This window comes from Paraflavitalea sp. CAU 1676, from assembly GCF_029223285.1.
In the GTDB taxonomy this organism is placed as follows: Bacteria; Bacteroidota; Bacteroidia; order Chitinophagales; family Chitinophagaceae; genus Paraflavitalea.
Map to the genome: position 1 here is coordinate 50,847 of NZ_JARHUJ010000015.1, position 18,739 is coordinate 69,585.

Genomic DNA, 18,739 nt, shown 5'->3' on the forward strand with positions numbered 1-18,739 from the left:
CAGCCCAACGACGCCCTGTTGTAGGGATGCTGGCTATTGGTCAGCCGGTTATTACACCCGGCGGACATCGGTGAAATAACGCCAGTCATAACGGTGCTTTCACCCTTGAAGAAAGCGTGCACAGCCATCATTTTTGTACCGGGTAAACATTAATTCTATTCACCAAAACCGACGGTATGAAACTGATAGACCCAATGGATTTTTCCGATGATCCGTTATTGTCAAAACTGCAGGGCAATATTCTCAAGGGGCATGGCAGGGACCTGACAGCGCATCTTTTCCTGCGTTTTTATAAATCGAAAGAAAAAGCAGCCCGCGCCTGGATACGGACAGAACTTGCACCACAACTCACCAGTTTCAAAAAACAGTTATTCGAAAGGGAGCGATACAACCGCAATGCGGTAAAAGGCGGGATGTTTACTGCCTTTTTTATCACGGCAGCCGGTTATCGTGCTCTTGATTATGAAAATGTCGATGTCATGTTAACCGATCAGGGATTCCTGAAGGGCATGAAAGGGCGTCGGGAAAAGATCAATGATCCGGTAAAGGAACAATGGGAAAAAGGATACCAGGGTGAAATTCATGCCATGGTGCTTCTCGCCGATGATGATGCGGCCAGGTTGATCCGGGGTATCAGGGATATCATCGATTCGGTAACCGGCATTGCAGATATTGCTACCATGGAAAACGGCAATGTATTGCGCAACGAGAATGATGATGGCATCGAGCATTTTGGTTATGTAGATGGTATCAGCCAGCCATTATTCCTGAAAGATGAAGTGGAGCGATACATGAAAAGCCATCGCACAGATGCCGGCAATGCACATTTCAACCCGGCGGCAGATATATTTGAAGTGCTACACAAAGACCCCTATGCTGAAGACCAGGAGGCCTACGGTAGTTACTTCGTATTCAGGAAGCTCGAACAAAACGTAAAAGGGTTTAAAGAAGCCGAAGAAGCGCTGGACCTGGGAGAACTGGGAGGGGCCTACCTCGTAGGGCGTTTTGAAGATGGCTCTCCCGTCAGGCTAACCGATGATGAAGGCATGATCGGCGGCGGTATGTACAACAATTTCAATTATGGCAAAACCGACCTGGAACAAAAGGAGTCTTCTACGCGATGCCCATATTTTGCGCACATCCGGAAAACCAATTCCCGCCGCAATACCCCAAAGACCCCGCTGATAGCGCGCAGGGGAATTCCCTACGGAACAAAAGGTAAAGTGAAAGATTCGGAACACGATACTGATTCTTTTCCCGAAAAAGGAGTAGGTCTGCTCTTTATGTGTTACCAGGTCAGTATTGAAAAGCAATTTGAAGAAGTTCAACGTCTGGCCAATGACTACACGACCAGCGGGACCAGTAAGCTGGGCATCGATGCGATAATTGGTCAGCCTGCTGCCGACGCGTCTGACGCTTTTAAATATGAGTTTCCTTTTCAATACGGGCAAAACGGTCAGGTGCGCAAAGGAACTTTCAATCAATTTGTCACACTGAAAGGCGGAGAGTATTTCTTCGCGCCGAGTATTCCGTTCCTGAAAAAATTGAAGCCCTGAAAAAGTGAAGTCCGGAAGCACCGGACTAAAAAAGCGGGAAAAACACCTCTACGGCTATTCAATCCCGGCATCATCAATAATGGGTAAATTGTCGTTTGCCACGCTTGTTTACCGTCCCCGGCATCCGCCGGCCAAAAAATAAGGGCGGCCATCCGGCCGCCCCAAATTCGCCTCGAAACCTGCCTAAAAACTTTTTGGTCATTTTCTTTACCTCCGTTCCTGTAACGTCGTTATTTCCAGTCTAATACAGCGCTGCTACCCAGTACGATCCACACTATTCTGAACTACAATATTGATAAAGGACTAATTACACTTAATTATTTATGCTAATTTTCAAAAATTATGGCCTAATTGGGTGCATTTTCGTACTTAAATATAGCACGATTGTACCCTTTGTTTCCTTTTTTGGGAGAAGACAACTAACTTCAAAAAGCCAAACCTATAGCCATGCCTGCAAAGAATTTTCTACACCCGATCGACCTCACCCCGCCCGATCGCCTGGATACATTGGTGGAAAACCGGCGGGTCTATAATCTTCATAACTGCGAGTTCAACGTGTACGAAAGCTATCAGGCAGCCTACAGGGTTCCACTTAGGTTTAACGATCTAACTATCAGCAGCATGGTACGCGGTAAAAAGATCATGCACCTTTTTGGCGAGCCCGGTTTCGAATACCTCCCCGGCGAAACCACCATCATCCCGGCCAATGAACCCATGACGATCGACTTTCCCGAGGCACAGTTCTCGGATCCTACGCAATGCATTGCGCTCACCGTCGACGGCACCTACATCAACCAGATATTTCATTACCTCAATGAATACTACCAAAGCGATAAACATGAACAATTCGAATGGAAGCTGAAGTTCAATGAATACCACTTCGACAACGATAACGAGATTTCTGCCATCATCAACAAGCTCATACGCATTTGCAGCAGCGACGATAAAACAAAGAACATATTTGCCGATCTCAGCCTGAAAGAACTGTTCATACGACTCATGCAAAGCCAGCGCCTTACCAAGGCGGCCGCCGATTGCGTGGACAATACTAACAGCAACCGTATGCAATATGTGCTTCATTATATCCAGGAGCACCTGCTCGAAAAAATAGCCATCGACGAGTTGAGCCGTAAAGCTTACCTCAGCCGCAACATGTTCTTTAAATGGTTTAAAGAACAGTTTGGCATCACCCCCCTCGAATACATTACCCGCGAACGCATCAGGCTGGCGCGCCAGTTACTGGCCGACAGGAAGAATACAGTCACCAGCGTAAGCCAGCAATGCGGCTTCACCGATGTTAATTATTTTATCCGCGCATTTAAGAAGTCGGAAGGCATCACGCCGAAGCATTGGCAATATACCAGTGTTGATGTAATTCGGTGATTTACAACGAAGAAACGAACGAGTGAATAAAAAAATAAAAAGGCCATCCCGGTAAAGGGATGGCCTTTTTAAGTTAAAAGATAAACGCTATTGTTTTATCAGTATCACTTGTTGCTGTTGACCCTGGTTGTTGTACTGCACAACATAAGTACCCTGCGCCAGGCCGCTAACGTCGGCCACGAGCGTGGTTCCCTGTGTACGCAATAGTTTCACCGGTTTTCCATCCATGGTCATGATCCGCACTATACCATTCGTTGCCAGACCGCTGATCGTAATGCGGCCTTGTGCAGGATTGGGGAACACCCGCATGGTGGCCTGATTACTTATCTCTACCCTTCTGATCATCGAGTGGGTAAAGGTTTCGTCCTGGTCAACCATCCGGAGTCGGTAATAATGAGGACCATCGGATAGGTCATGATGCGTGAAACGATAGGTGTGCACGCCGGCAGCATTCATCGCCGTCACCGTACCCACGGCTGTAAAATGAGCACCATCTGCACTGTGTTCAACCACAAAATGTTTGGTATCCACTTCAGCTTCCGATCTCCATACCAGTTCGGCATCTTTTTGCCTGACCGATACGTTGAAAGAGATCAGTCTGATGGGTAGTGCACCACTACCGCTTGCCACGGCGAAAGGCGAGAAGCTGGTGTAGCCAGTCTGCACTTTCCGGTAGCGGCCAATTGAATCGATGGCTGCCGTACCCTGATCGCCAAGGTCCCAGGTAGAGGTGTAGTGGGCAGCGCGCGACTGATCGCGGTCAAACAGGGGCTGTTCGTGTGTAGCATCCCAATAGAAGGTAACAGTGGCATTGCTGCCGCCGATTGTTCCTTCTTCGATCAGCCAGGTACGGTTTACAAAACCCTGCCTGATGGTATCGCCGCTGGTGCCCTGCTTCAATACGTAAGGCAATACGCCTACTGAGTATTGATCCGGCACACCAGCATTCTGGATCTTGAGGAAATTGCTGCTGCCTTCTGTGGTTCCCACGGGGAATACCTTGTCGGCATCGTTGTTTGCGATGGTCAGTTTACCGGTACCGTTGGTCACCACGAAATGGTCGGCATCGAAGTTCTTCAATGTACCGTTGATCACCAGGTCATGATCACCCAACACCAGTTTACCGCCAATCCAGCCCGGCAGTTGTCCGGGCAATCCGTTCTTCATATCGAGATCGCCTGCTACCGTGATGTTGTTATCAAGTGCTACCACAGCGCTATAGGTTTGCGTCGCGGTATTGTTGATGAGATCAAATTCCGCAGGCGATGCATTCACGATCTCGGCAATCACTGAGCCTTTCGCGTTACTGAACAGCATCTTAACACTGGCCACTGTATTGGCACCGCCGGCCAGGCTTACCTCAACACTATCTATCGCTGTAACGGAACCGTTCTCGCTCAGGATCAGGAACCTTACCCAGGCTGATCCATTTTGCGTTCCCTTGTTCCGGATCGCATAGGAGATCGTGACACTATCACCAGCTTTGAATCCACTCGGATTAAAGCTGATCGGATGCAGGCCATTGGCTGCCAGGTCCGGCGCCGCACCTACGATCAGTGTACGGGTGGCAACGTTGTTGTCTTCCCGTTCTTCATCGGCGGTATTGGCCGGGTCAACTACGATCTTCATCACCTTTACGCCGGTAATGAGCGAAGAATAATTGGCAGTGGCTTCAACGGTGGTATCCTTGCCAGGCTGTAGCCCGTTGATCGCGACATCGGCGCCGAGCTGGATATCATCCACCAGGAAGCGAAGCACATTGGCCTGCGAAGCCTTGCCGCCGGTGTTTTTAACCGTACCTACCAGCGTAATACTTTGGCCCGAAGCCGGGTTGAGGCTGCTGGGTGAAATGTATTGTGAAAGCACTTCGAGATCCTGCTTGCTGTCAACCACCCGGATATGGAAGGTGCCGGTATTGTTGTTCTCAGCAGTCTCGCAGAATTGCCCGCTGGTATCGGCCTCTACCTGCACCACATAGTCGCCTGGTGTAGTAAAGGTATATTTGAAGCTGCCGGCAGCCCTGAACTGTTCACCTGCCTTTACGATCGGCAGTACTTCACCGCCAAGGCGAACGCCATTGAGCGTATACTTAACAGTAACATCTCTTACATCGCGGTTGCCATAATTCCGGACAGCCGGGAAGAACTGACCTTCCTTATGTACCCTTATCACGGCTGGGTTATTACCGGAACCTGTTTCATTACCGCGCTGGAACGGAACGAGGTCGGTACCAATGCTTACAACATCAGCGTTATTGCTGTTGCTCGATTCATTCACCTCATTATCCACGTCGGCCACTGCGCGGACGGAAAACCCACATTCCTTTTCATCACTGGGAATCACATATGGATCGGACACAACCGTTATGGTTGCATTTTCCCCGAGACCAAGGATGGCCTTTTTAGTGCCCAACGCAACACCGCCAATGCTAAATCCAACTTTAAATGGACCAGCCTGACGTCCCTGGTTTTTGACCGTAGCGCTGAAGGTCACCGTTTCACCTTTGGGCATATAGGTGCTAGATGGCTTCAATGCCGTAATGAGCAGGTCCGTTTCCGGAACCACGATCATCGCATCCAGTACGTTGTTGGCCTCATCGGCTTCGGAAACCATGCCGTCTGCGTCGGTAACGATCCGCAGATAGTGCCTGCCAGGTGCCAGGTCGGCCTTGCTGTAACCGATGGCAACAGCGTTGCCTTTCATTACGCCAGGCAATGAATGACTATGCAGCAGGATGAATGAACCACCGGGGATGGAGTCGTAGATATTGACGTTGTGTGCACCGGCATCCACGCAACGCAGGTTGGCGTTGTCGAAGCTGAAGCTGGTATGACCTGTTTGTTTGAAGTTCCGGAGGTCAAGATCCGATTCAGCAGCATCGGGTGTAAAGGTGGAACTACCTTCTACCGTGATCTTCTGCCAGCTTCCATGATAGGTTGGCGATGGAATCTGCCGGTACTCTACATAAGTATAAGTCAATACAGCCCGGATAGTTACCGGATCAGTGCTGTTAAGCGGAACAAACTCGTTGATGATACGCTCGTTGCCCGGCGCCCACGGGGCATCGGCACTACCGAATTCATAGAACAGCACGCCATTTTTGTACAAGCGGAGCGTATCGAACCGGATGTCATCGTTCGCTCGCCACATATTATTGATATCGCTTTCGCGGTATTTCAACTTAATGCCCAACTGCGCATTACCGCCCACTACTTTCGTGCAGGGGGAAGTATTGTACATGATCACGGCGCCGCCGTTATTGCGGGGCGGCAGACACTCGGTAGTACTGGAGCAGGGAATCGAAATGGCTTTGGTGAGCAACGAACTGGTGAACGTGAAGTCTGTTACACTTACGGTGTAAGTAAGACTACTGCCGCAAACCGTATTGGGCAGCAGGTAGCTGAAGTCGCCATTAGAGTTTGTTGTTGTCTTGATCTCCAATGTGCCCAGTTTGATGGTTACTTCCGCGCCGGCCACAGCGGTAGCTGTGCCCGTACCAAAATAAACGGCCTTGCCGCTGATCACCGTACTTACCTGCGGGCATGTTTGCAGTTTATGCGAGGCAGATAGGGTAATGCCGCCTGGCAGAGCAGGAGCACCTACCGTGATCGGCCGGATGGCATAGTTGTTCAGGATATTGACATCGCCTAGTGTATTGGCGCTGTCGACCCAAACCTTGATGGGGAAGAACCCATCGAACTCGAACTGAAGCGTTCTTGATACAGTAACATTCGAGTTGCCGTTGATCGTGGCAATGACCACACTGTCGATGGGCGTATTCTCACGGTAGAATTTCACTTTCACATCAGTTGCAGCATGCGCTGTACTGTTCGAGACGCGCGCTGTTACGGTAAAGGCTTCTCCCGGCCTTGGATTGCTCTTGCTGAACGTGATGTCATTCGCAAAGATGCGCAGGTCGGGTTGGTTATAGGTGACTACCGGACCAGTCTTAAAAGCAGAATTGCCTGTGTTGCCATTGGCATCTGCTGCAAAGAACTGATAGCCCATCGAATTGTTGACCGCCTCCTGGTTAAAGGAATATTCATAAGTAACACCGGCTGCATAATCTGTACCGGTGCCCGCTTTGGTCATGGCAAACGTGCCTTCGCCAAGGTCATCGAAGTCCTGGTCGCCATTGAGGTCGATGCCAACTTTGGGATAGCCAGCCTGCGGAGCCCTGTTATCGGCCGATTGGTAAACGATCTTATAGGTAAACAATCCTGGTTGCCCTATGCCGGGATCAACACCGGTATTACCGCCATACGAACCACTAGTGACCCATTTCAACACGGGCGGCGTAGCTGGAGTGTATCCATGGCCGCTTACCTGCGTTGTGGCAGGGGCAACCCCGGCAGTTGAAGTAGTGACCTTTAGTTCGGCGGTGTAAGCACCTACTCCCGTGGGTTTGAAGGATACCGGGATCGTAAGCGTGTTGCGAGCGGTAATCACCGTATTGGCCGTAAACACTGCTTTGAAGGCGGGATCACCCAGCGTTACATTGGTCAGCGTAAGGGGCGCATCGCCGGTATTCCGGATGGTGAAGTTGAAGTTGCCGGTAGCATTGACAACAACATTGCCAAAGTCGTGGCCACCTGCCGGTTCGAGTGTCCAGCTGGGCACCAGCGTTCCTACATAGAAAGCTGAATCGTAGGTAATGCTCCAGCGACCTTCCTGATTGCGTGTGCGGATGTAAAGCCGGTGAAAGGCATCGCTCAATCCTGCGGTGTTGACCACCACATTGATATTGCTGATATCCGTAGCAGGAGCGACAGGGATCGTGATCCCTTTACCCATACCGGGATCGGTATCGATGAAGTATTCGGCGGCAACGACGTTCTGTGCCGGTAAAGGAGCAGGTGTGTAATCCGGGTCTTCGCTTACACTAAACTCACGCACTTCCGTAATACTCCAATGCCCTTCGGTACTGCGTGTGCGCAGGTACAACCGGTGAATGCCCAACGCTAAACCATTAGTGGCAGCCTGAACATTGATAGTGTTAAGCTCAACATTCGGTGTAATAGGTATGGCTTGGCCTTTGCCGGCACCGGGGTCCGTATCGATAAAATACTCGGCAGCGACAACCGGTTTCGCTGCGGGTGGTGCTGTTGCATATTCCGGATCCAGGTTAACGACAAATTCCAGCATCCGGGTAATGCTCCACTTGCCTTCCTGGTTTTTAGTACGCAGGTAAACGCGGTGCGAGCCAACGCTCAGGGCACTGGTTTGCACATTGGTAGAAAGGTTAGAAAGGTCTGTACCCGGGGTAATGGGTATACTCGTTCCCAACCCGTGGCCGGGATCAATATCAAAGAAATATTCGGCAGCCACGATATTTTCCGGAGCCAACGGAATATTGGCATAAGGCGGATTGAAATCCACCGAAAATTCATGAATGATAACCTGGCTCCAGGAGCCATCCGCATTTTGGGAGCGGATATGCAGGCGGTGGTTGCCGTTGGAAAGCCCATTGACATTGACGGGCACCGGAACGGTGCTGATGTCAACGCCGGGACTTATCGCAATAGCTGTACCCTTTCCATATCCTGGGTCCGTATCGATGAAGTATTCGGCTGCGATAATTTGTTTAGGAGCAAGGGGAGTCGTAGTATAGAAAGGATCCTGATCGTACAGGAACTCTTTCAGGCTCACTAAGCTCCAGCTTCCCTCGGCATTCCGAACGCGGATATAGAGGCGGTGAATGCCGTTGCTCAATCCGTTCACATTGATAGAAACAGTGGTATTGCTGATATTGCCCGCGGGAGTAAGGGCCAAAGCTATTCCCTGTCCAAATCCAGGGTCGTTGTCGACGAAGTATTCCGCCGCAACGATATTTTCCGGTAAGTTTCTTGACGGCGGGTAGGGAGGGGGATCATCCTGCGCAAAAGCCAATATGGCCATTGCCCACCCTATGAGCGTCATTACATATTTTTTCATTGCTGATTATTTAGGCTGTTCGGTCAATCACATCAGTGCGGAAGTGCTTTAGCAGCACAACCATCTTTTGACAGCTAGTGGCAGTCGGTAACCAGGGTGGAATGTTACGCCTGCCGCTATCAGCATATATTTAATTGTTGTTGCGGGTACTGAATGTCACGTTCATCGTAGGCGTGCCCGACGGAATGGACGTGGGTGCAGTAAAAGTGTAGATCGTTGGAATATTGGGAATGCCAGACAGTACATAAGGATCCGTAGCTCCAAAGGCTCCACAATCTGGATTTACAACACTGCCAATCGTTAAACCCTTGCCCTTGGCTGGAGAAGTAGCTTTCAATTTATACTTTCCATCAAAACTACCGGTGGCCTCATACACATCGGCCATAGCCACGCTTAGGATATTGTTGGTAGCTGTAGCTGGCAAAGTTTGAGCGATCTGGAAAATGTTGTTCTTGATCGTACAATCGGTCAAAATGCTCTGAGCGTTGGCGCCAACGATATTGTTAATGAAAAAGGACTTTACCAGTGTCAAGCTGTTCGTATTGCTGAAGCTATTGTTCCTGACAATATTGTTGGAGCCTGTGATGGCCGGAAGGTTGATATTGGAGGAATTGAAGATATTGTTTTCTATCAGAACATTGCTACCCGACGTATTGGCCTGCTGATTGATATTGGTGCTGTAAAAGTAGCATTTGCGGAATACGATATTGGTACTGGTTCCCGCATAGAAACCTACATACGTATTTGGAAAATAGACACGCTCTGCGGTAATATTGCTGGTATTACTCAGGTAGAATGTACCATCAAATTGAACACCGATAAATTTACTGCCGCTGGCATCTGGTCCCAGTTGCAAACCGCCAATTTTCGCTTCTATGGTTGAGGTTTGCAGACCTGGGTTACCGGGAAACGAGGTATTGGCAGGGTCCAGCAGATAACCGGCGCCCACAACGATAAGCTTCTTAGCCAGGGTGAAACTGTTGGTCCAGTAAGTAGTGTTGCTGGGCTCCAGGTACAGCGTGTCGCCGGGTGACACCGTCGACGATAAAGCGGCTGCCTGGAAGGTGGTAAAGTCGGCCACTACACCAGCATTGTTGTTCAATCTCCAGATCTTGGCCTGGGTCGATAAGCTCATTCCTGTTGCCAGGACAAATAAGGATAAATACTTCATATATTTAAATTTAGGCGGTAAAAGTATCCCGCCGCCGGTCTCCGCCTATCCCCGAAAAACAGGAGTTTTTCAGACCCGGAAAAATCATGGAAAACGGGGACCGGCGTGAAACATAGAAGTTGTTTATTTGCCCATCCCTCAACCTGTATTACCTGTTCGTATGCATAGAAGAATATTAATCATCATAATCGTATCGGTAGCAAGCCTTGCCGCCTGGTCGCAGTCTGCTAAAAGCGACAGCCTGTTGAAGCGGTTGCCTGGTGTTAAGGCCGACACCGCTAAAATTCTGTTACTCTGCGATATCGGTGAATCGTACGAGAACAATGAACCGGCAACAGCCAAATATTATTTCAACCTGGCTGGTAAGCTAAGCCGGGAAATAAAATACAAATGGGGTGAGTATAAATACCTAAGCCTCTATGGCAATGTTTGTATGCTGCAGGGCAATTTCGATTCATCGCTCTATTACCAGGAAAAAGCGCTGGCGATGGCAGAGCTGATGAAAGATTCGCTCAGTATCGGCATATCGCTGTTCAATATCGGCATCAACTATCGTGAAAGGTCCGGCTTTGAGAAATCTATAGAGTATTGCCTCAAGGGCCTTACCATCATTGATAAGCTGGGCAATCCACTAATTGAAGCACAGGTCAATGATGCGCTGCAGGTATTATATTACCGCCGGGCTCAATACCAAAAGGCAATCGGTTATGGAGAAAAAGCGGTGGCGCTGGCGCGTAAACTGGAGCAGAAAGAACTACTGGCTAAATTCCTGATCAACCTATCGCTCAGCTATCAAATTACCAATCAATGGAGGCAGGGTGTGGTTGCTCTCGAAGAAGCGCTGCGTATTGGAAAAGCAGTTGGTGATGTGCGGGTCATTTCAGTGGTACAACAAAACCTGGCAGCAGTAGCCTTGCAGGCGCGCAATTGGCCGCTGGCGATGCAATATGCACAGGAAAGCCTGGTCCTGTATCGTCGCCTGGGCGCCACCGACGGAGAAACCACAGCGCTTCGCAGCCTGGCTACCTTCTCTTTGCAGCAAGGAAAACTAGCACAGGCTAAAACCTATGCCCACCAGGCACTTGCGCTGAGTCAAACATGGCAGTATAAGCTGGAGGAAGCAACGATCTATCGCCTCCTCTCCAGTATAGCTTATGCCGAAAAAGAATTTGAACAGGGCCTGCAGTTCGACGATAGTATGAGTACCAAGCTGGAGGTCATGATACGTGAAGTTTCCTCCCAACAATCGTCCGAACTGGAAAAGAAATACGAAACCGAGAAGAAGGAAATCCGCATAAAGCAACTGGAAGCGGACCAGGCATTACAGAAACTCCGCATTCGCCAAAAGAATATTATTAATTACATACTCATTGGCAGCGCAGTATCGCTATTGTTCATCGCCCTGTTGGTGTGGCGCAACTATCGTCAGAAACAAGCCCTGCAACAAAAACGCATCAACGAATTGCAGACCGAGAAACAACTGGCTGCCACCGAAGCGGTATTGCAGGGAGAGGAACAGGAGCGTACCCGCCTCGCCAAAGACCTGCACGATGGTCTGGGGGGCATGTTATCCGGAATCAAATCGTCGTTTAGTACATTGAAAGGCAATCTCCTCATGGACCAGGAGAACCTGCGCTCCTTCGAGCGGGGAATTGACCTGCTCGATAGTTCTATCAGTGAAATGAGAAGAGTGGCCCATAACCTGATGCCGGAGGCCCTGGTGAAATTCGGGCTCGATACAGCCCTCCGCGATTTTTGCAGTGATATCCGCCAGTCGGTCAGCATCAAACTACAATACCAGTCCAGCGGCATGGAAAATGCCGTGATATCGTCCAATACCGCCATCGTCATTTACCGCATCGTGCAGGAACTGATAAACAATACCCTGAAACATGCCGGCGCCAATACTGCCCTCGTACAATTGATCAAAAATGAATCGGGAATAACGATCACGGTGGAGGATGACGGCAAGGGCCTGGACAAAGCCCGCTTACAACAACCAAGGGGCATCGGCTGGAGCAATATACAAAGCCGGATAGAATATATTAACGGGACAATGGACATTCAATCGGCTCCCGGCAAAGGAACATCCATCTTAATAGAATTACCGGTATGAACATGACAATAAAAGTCTTCATCGTCGACGATCACTATATGGTCATTGAGGGCATCCGCTCGCTGCTGCAGCATGAGACCGCCATCGAACTGGTGGGGCATGCCATGTCGGCCGATTCTTGTATCTCCTTTCTCCGGCAGCAGCAGCCCGATGTGATCCTGATGGATATCAACCTGGCCGAAAAAAGCGGTATTGAGCTCTGTGCAGAAGTGAAAAAGCAATATCCAGGCATATTCATCCTGGGCCTCAGCACCTTCAATCAGCAAAGTTTTATTCGCAAGATGATGGACAATGGCGCCAGCGGCTATGTGTTGAAGAATGTGACCCGTGAAGAATTGGTGGAAGGCATCTCGACCATTGTAAAAGGAAAGATCTACCTGAGCCATGAGGCAGCCCGCTCGCTGCGGGCCAGTGAAGAATCTGACGTACCTGTACTCACCCGGCGTGAGCAACAGGTACTGAGCCTCATCGCAGAAGGGCTCACCAACAACGAAGTGGCAGAAAAACTATTCATCAGTACCACCACGGTCGATACCCACCGCAAAAGCCTGCTGGCCAAACTAAATGCCAGGAATACTGCCTCCCTCATCCGGATCGCCACCCAGCTGCAGCTGATCTGATTTCGTACCTTGCACCGGAAAATTGTGCCGTGGTTACAATATTTGCCCGGCTCGATCGTCAACCAGGAAAACTACGGTTATGGCACGTCGCAATGGAGGAAACGGTGGATCGCAAAAAGATCAGGCGCCCAAGGCAAAGATCAACCTGCAAAACCTGCGGGAAGGATTGATGATATTTACTTATGTGAAACCTTACCTTGGCAAATTCATCGCCGGCCTGGTATTTATTGGCCTCTCCTCGCTCACGACGATGGCATTTCCCTACTTATTGAAACAACTCATCAACACAGCCAATAAGGGCAAGGATGCTATGCTGGGCAGCGCTGGAAGTATAGTAGGGTGGATGTTTGCCGTGCTCACTATACAAATGATCTTCTCCTTTTTGCGGGTATACCTGTTTACATCGGTGGGGGAACATGCCGTAGCCGACATGCGCCGTGATATATATCGTCGCATGATCACCATGCCCATGGATTTTTTTGCGCAACGCAGGGTAGGGGAGCTCTCGAGCCGTATCAGCAGCGACCTTTCGCAAATACAGGATGCCGTAACTTCTGTACTGGCCGAAATATTACGCGGATTGCTGATACTCGTCATTGGCATCGGGCTCATCCTGTATATCTCTCCCCGCCTCACGGGTGTTATGCTTTCGGTAATACCCATCATAATTCTGATAGCCGTGGTCTTTGGCCGTTTCATACGCCGCTTCTCCCGGCAAACCCAGGACCAGCTGGCCGACTCCAACACCATCGTGCAGGAAACCCTGCAAGGTATCAGTAATGTAAAATCATTTACCAACGAATGGTTCGAAATAGGCCGCTATTCCCGCAGCCTGCAACAGGTGGTGAAGATGGCTGTTAAAAGTGGCCAGTATCGCGGCCTGTTCATTTCCTTCCTGCTCTTCAGTTTGTTCGGTACCATCGTACTCGTCGTTTGGTACGGTATCGGCCACCTCGAATTTGGCGACCTCACAGCCTTTGTGATTTATACAGCATTCGTAGGTGGCAGCATGGCTGGCTTTGCCGACCTCTACGGTCAGTTACAGAAAACCCTGGGAGCCACCCAACGGGTAAGGGAATTGTTGAAAGAAGTGCCGGAAGCAGTGAACACCGAAGAAGAGGCGCTCGACGAAGCATATGCGTTGACGGGTCAGGTAACCCTGCGCCAACTTGCCTTCCATTACCCCTCCCGGCCCGAAGTACCGGTATTGAAAAGCGTTACCCTCGAGGCTAATCCCGGCGAGCGGGTAGCCATAGTAGGTCACAGCGGAGCGGGAAAGTCAACCATAGCATCTCTGCTGTTGCGTTTCTATGAACCAACAGGCGGCCAACTGCAGTTTGATGGCAAGCCTGCCACCGCTATACCACTTACTCAGTTGCGCAAGCAAATGGCCCTCGTACCACAGGACATACTGCTCTTTGGCGGAACTATCCGGGAAAACATATTGTATGGAAAGCCGGGAACAACGAACGAAGAAATAGAACAGGCAGCCCGTCTTGCGCACGCCCACGAATTTGTCATTGGATTTCCCGAAGGATATGAGACAGTCGTCGGCGAGCGGGGTGTTAAACTCTCAGGAGGCCAGCGTCAGCGGATCGCCATCGCACGCGCTATTCTGAAGAATCCCGCCATCCTTATACTCGATGAAGCAACCAGTTCGCTCGATGCTGCTTCCGAATCGTTAGTACAGGAAGCGCTCGACAACCTGATGAAGGGGCGCACCTCTTTTATTATAGCCCACAGACTATCTACCATCCGAAGTGCCGATAAAATTGTAGTTTTGGACAAAGGTGAAGTGAAAGAATTGGGCACACACCAGGAGCTCATCAACCTGCCAGAAGGAATATACAAAGAATTAAACCGACTGCAACTGGAAATTACCGGCGTCGAGTAAGCTTAATTGGCAAAACGCTACCCTCAATTGGCTCCTAATCATTCTTTAATGCCATCCATTCCACAATAGTATGTATTTTGAGTGGGTAATAGAATAACCCACCAATACAATGTTCAATCACGATTATTCCAGAAGAAAATTCCTGAAGCAGGCCATGATGGCCTCAGCTGCGGCTACTATACCAGGCTTTCTGCTCGCCAATGAGCAGCGGCATCCCCGTAAGCTCGGACCCAATGAAAAAGTAAATCTCGCCTGTATCGGAATCGGCAACCGCGGCCGCGAGGTCGTGGAAGCCCTGAATAAAACAGGACTGGCCAATATCGTAGCACTATGCGATGTAGACATGGGCGCACCGCATACAGAAGCGGTCATGAAGATGTTCCCCAATGTACCCCGCTTCCAGGACTTCCGCCAGATGTTTGATAAAATGGGCAACCAGATCGATGCAGTATCCATCGGTGTGCCCGACTTCTCGCATTTCCCCATCACCATGATGGCGATTGGCCTTGGCAAACACGTATACGTGGAAAAACCAATGGCGCGCACCTTCCAGGAAGTAGAGCTGATGATGAAGGCCGCGGAAAAGAATCCCAAAGTAGTGACCCAAATGGGCAACCAGGGCCACTCTGAAGGCAATTACTTCCAGTTCAAAGCGTGGAAAGAGGCCGGTATCATTAAAGATGTAACGGCGATCACTGCACACATGAACTCAGCCCGCAGGTGGCATGGATGGGATCCTACGATCAAATCCTTCCCTGCGGCAGAACAAATTCCGTCGACACTCGATTGGGATATCTGGCAAATGGCCACACAGGGTCATACCTACAACAAAGACTTTGTAAACGGGCAATGGCGTTGCTGGTTCGATTTCGGCATGGGAGCACTCGGCGATTGGGGTGCACATATACTCGATACAGCCCACCAGTTCCTCGATCTGGGATTGCCGTATGAAGTAGCACCTTTGAAACTCGAAGGACACAACAACTTCTTCTATCCATTCTCGACCACTTTGTCGTTCAAGTTTCCCAAACGCGGGGATATGCCGCCGGTAGAGATCAAATGGTATGATGGCCTCAATAACCTGCCGCCTATACCAGCTGGTTATGGCGTATCGGGCCTCGATCCCAATATACCACCGCCCAGCACTGGCGCCATCCAACCGGCCAAGTTGAATCCCGGAAAGATCATCTATAGTAAAGAGCTTACCTTCAAAGGTGGTTCACACGGTAGCACGCTTTCCATCATCCCCGAGGAAAAAGCAAAGGAGATGCAAAGCAAACTGCCGATAGTGCCGGCCAGTCCATCCAACCACTTTGCCAACTTCCTGCTGGCTTGTAAAGGGCAGGAGCAAACCCGCTCACCGTTTGCAATAGCTGGTCCTCTGAGCCAGGTATTCTGCCTGGGCGTGTTGGCCCAATGGACAGGCGAAAAGATCAAATTCGATCGCCAGAAAAAAGTGATCACCAATAGCAAAAAGCTCAATGAACTGCTGGTTGGCCCGCCTCCCCGCAAAGGATGGGAGCAATATTATAAGGTTTAGTACAACCTGCACATAAATTTCAGTAAACGCAGCCTCCATTATATGGAGGCTGCGTCGTTTTTGTCGTATTATATTAATTTGAATGTCATGCACCTGTTGCGACAGAAAAAGATACATAATGGATATTTTGACTATATTGCAGCCGAATTCATTCCTATACCCCTCCGCAGAAACGCATAATTTCCCTTGATCATGAACGTAGAATTGGTAATCGTAAGCGGTTACGCCATTTAGCAACGAAATAGGATTGCATGAAAAAATTGTACTTGAACAACTCCATCCGTCAGCTTCAGTATCAATCTTTTTACCTGTTCAGTTAATGGGCGTATAGGTTATTCGCTGCCTCAGTACCGGCAGCACATCAATATAGTAAATCAGGTTCGGTCATTGTCATTTCCTTCACTGTGATAATGATCTTATATATCCCGGCAATAACACATGCCGGGATTTTTTTGCGGATACCATGCTATCGCACACCCGGTAACGATTTGGGTAGCCAATTACCGCATGCAGCTATTACGCGGAAGCCCTGGTGCCACAGGCTATCAAAAGCCTCCAACTCCGCCAGGGCGGTTTTTGCATACACTATTTCCCCTATTTTTATCGGCATTATTTCAGTCGACCAACTATCCGGGGAGCATTTGATATGATTGCGGGCAAGGATACCGAAACACTGCTACAACTCACCAACGACAGCGAAGCTGCTTTTTCTGCGCTCATGAAAAAGTACTATCCCGCATTGTATCGTTATGGATTGCGTCTCACCAAAGATGAAGCATTGCTCACCGACTGTATCCAGGACGTCTTTATCAATCTCTGGCAAAACAGGCACACCGCGGCAGCCATCACTTATCTGCAGCAATACCTCCTGATAGCATTGAGACGCAGGATCTTACGGGTAATGCAACAGGAGCGTAAAAGTGTCTTGCTCACCGAAGAGCAGGCCAATGATCCCGCCTTTGTACTGGAGTTTTCTGTTGAGGACCTCATCGTTGAAAAACAACTGGAGCAAGAGAAAGCCGACAAATTAAAGGAGTTGTTGAACAAGCTTCCGCAACGGCAAAAAGAAGTCATCTACCTCCTGTATTACCAACAACAAACACCCGATCAGGTAGCCGGAATCATGCAGATCAACCGGCAATCGGTGTACAATTTACTCTCCGAAAGCATGCGCAAACTCAAGGCATTCTGGCGCGATACAACGCCCATCTGACCTCATTTTTCCCTGTTTTTTAGTGCAACCGGTTGCACAAATTTTCACCAGTAGATAGGCAGTAACAAGTGTTCTATATAAGAATAAACACTTGTCCGATGCAGCATTTTGAACACTATAAAGCAGAAGATTTCCTCAAAGAGCCTGCCTTTATCCGCTGGGTGTTGGAGAACACCCCCAAGGACGAAGCGCTATGGCAACAGTGGTTACAGCAGCATCCGCATCAAAGGAACGAAGTGGAAGAAGCCCGTTTGTTGTTGCGTTCCATTAAAGTAGAAGAAAACGATCCTTGCCCGGAGAAAGTAGAGGAGGCCATAGAACAGATACAACAAATGGTACACGGTCGTAAACCCGCACCCGTATACCGTCTTTTATACCGATGGAAATATGCAGCCATACTGTTGGGCGCGATACTAACCACCGGCATCCTGTATTATAAATGGCAGTCGCCGGAAGCCCAATCGTCGATGGAAGCGAATGGTTCGTTGCCACAGCTGTCTACAAACATTGCTGAGGCCATCAACAACAGCAGCGATCAGGAAAAAGAAGTGCGGATGGAAGATGGAAGCACGATCCGCCTGGCGCCCCATGCCGTTGTGCGTTACGGCAGGCATTGGGCTACCGCCGGTACACGGGATGTTTACCTGTCCGGCGAAGCTTTTTTCGACGTAGCCAAAGATCCCAATAAACCATTCCGCGTATTCAGCCACGAACTAGTGGTAAAGGTATTAGGCACCAGTTTCCGGGTGAAGGCGCCTGAAAAGGAAAAGGAGTTTTCGGTAATCGTCCATACCGGTAAAGTTTCGGTATACAACCGGAAGAATGAACAGGACCGGGCAGGCATCAACGCACAGATATTGAGTGGCATCGTGCTCAAGCCCAATCAGCAATTGGTATACCAGCGCAAAGAAGAGAAGTTCCAGAAAGTATTGAAGGAATATCCGGTACTGGTAAATCCCGCCGGCAATGCCAACAATTTCCAGTACGAGAATGTGCCGGTAGCTGAGGTGCTGGAGGAAATTAAAGCGGCCTACGGGATCGATATCGCGTACGATAAAGAAACGATCAGTCACTGCCGCATTACGGCCGACCTGAGCAACGAATCCATTTACAAAAAACTTGATCTCATCTGTATGGCGATGGAAGCGCGGTACAATGTGATCGATGGCGAGGTAAGCCTGCTGGCAAAACCATGCGAATGACCAACAACATTACTATAACCCAAACTAACGAAATGCACCTGCCATGAAAGATACGACCTGAAATAAAAAACCGGTATTGCTGCAAACAATACCGGCTGTAGAAGGCCTTC

10 protein-coding genes are annotated in these 18,739 nt (G+C 49.6%); 8 read left to right on the forward strand and 2 right to left on the reverse strand.

Going from position 1 to position 18,739, the window contains the following annotated elements; genetic code table 11:
• Window positions 1–176: 176 nt before the first annotated feature.
• Both P2H89_RS34920 and P2H89_RS34925 read left to right on the forward strand, forming a co-directional pair.
• Entirely contained in the window at window positions 177–1,556 is a 1,380-nt protein-coding gene (locus tag P2H89_RS34920; protein WP_275836148.1) for a Dyp-type peroxidase domain-containing protein, read from the forward strand.
• A 447-nt stretch (window positions 1,557–2,003) separates the two neighbouring features.
• On the forward strand, window positions 2,004–2,939 hold the full coding sequence (locus P2H89_RS34925) for an AraC family transcriptional regulator (RefSeq protein WP_275836150.1): 936 nt from the start codon (window positions 2,004–2,006) through the stop codon (window positions 2,937–2,939).
• Between the two features lie 87 nt (window positions 2,940–3,026).
• Here the strand turns inward: P2H89_RS34925 and P2H89_RS34930 are convergent, their stop codons facing one another.
• Together P2H89_RS34930 and P2H89_RS34935 are read right to left on the reverse strand one after the other, a co-directional pair.
• On the reverse strand, window positions 3,027–8,873 hold the full coding sequence (locus tag P2H89_RS34930) for a CARDB domain-containing protein (RefSeq protein WP_275836151.1): 5,847 nt from the start codon (window positions 8,871–8,873) through the stop codon (window positions 3,027–3,029).
• Window positions 8,874–9,003: 130 nt separating this feature from the next.
• Entirely contained in the window at window positions 9,004–10,044 is a 1,041-nt protein-coding gene (locus tag P2H89_RS34935; protein ID WP_275836154.1) for a right-handed parallel beta-helix repeat-containing protein, read from the reverse strand.
• Window positions 10,045–10,204: 160 nt separating this feature from the next.
• Here P2H89_RS34935 and P2H89_RS34940 point away from each other — a divergent pair, with 160 nt between their 5' ends.
• From P2H89_RS34940 to P2H89_RS34965, 6 genes are all read left to right on the forward strand, one after another.
• Window positions 10,205–12,160, forward strand: a complete 1,956-nt coding sequence (locus P2H89_RS34940; protein WP_275836156.1) for a sensor histidine kinase — start codon at window positions 10,205–10,207, stop codon at window positions 12,158–12,160.
• A 2-nt stretch (window positions 12,161–12,162) separates the two neighbouring features.
• Complete coding sequence (locus P2H89_RS34945) at window positions 12,163–12,780, forward strand: response regulator transcription factor (protein WP_275836158.1); 618 nt, start codon at window positions 12,163–12,165, stop codon at window positions 12,778–12,780.
• 79 nt (window positions 12,781–12,859) lie between these two features.
• Window positions 12,860–14,674 (forward strand): ABC transporter transmembrane domain-containing protein, encoded by a 1,815-nt coding sequence (locus P2H89_RS34950; RefSeq protein WP_275836160.1) that lies wholly within the window; start codon window positions 12,860–12,862, stop codon window positions 14,672–14,674.
• Window positions 14,675–14,783: 109 nt separating this feature from the next.
• Complete coding sequence (locus P2H89_RS34955; protein ID WP_275836162.1) at window positions 14,784–16,214, forward strand: Gfo/Idh/MocA family oxidoreductase; 1,431 nt, start codon at window positions 14,784–14,786, stop codon at window positions 16,212–16,214.
• Between the two features lie 646 nt (window positions 16,215–16,860).
• Window positions 16,861–17,427 carry a sigma-70 family RNA polymerase sigma factor gene (locus tag P2H89_RS34960; protein ID WP_275836164.1) on the forward strand — a complete coding sequence of 189 codons (567 nt, stop codon included), beginning with the start codon at window positions 16,861–16,863 and terminating at the stop codon, window positions 17,425–17,427.
• A 98-nt stretch (window positions 17,428–17,525) separates the two neighbouring features.
• Window positions 17,526–18,629, forward strand: a complete 1,104-nt coding sequence (locus tag P2H89_RS34965) for a FecR family protein (protein WP_275836166.1) — start codon at window positions 17,526–17,528, stop codon at window positions 18,627–18,629.
• The last annotated feature ends 110 nt before the right edge of the window (window positions 18,630–18,739 follow it).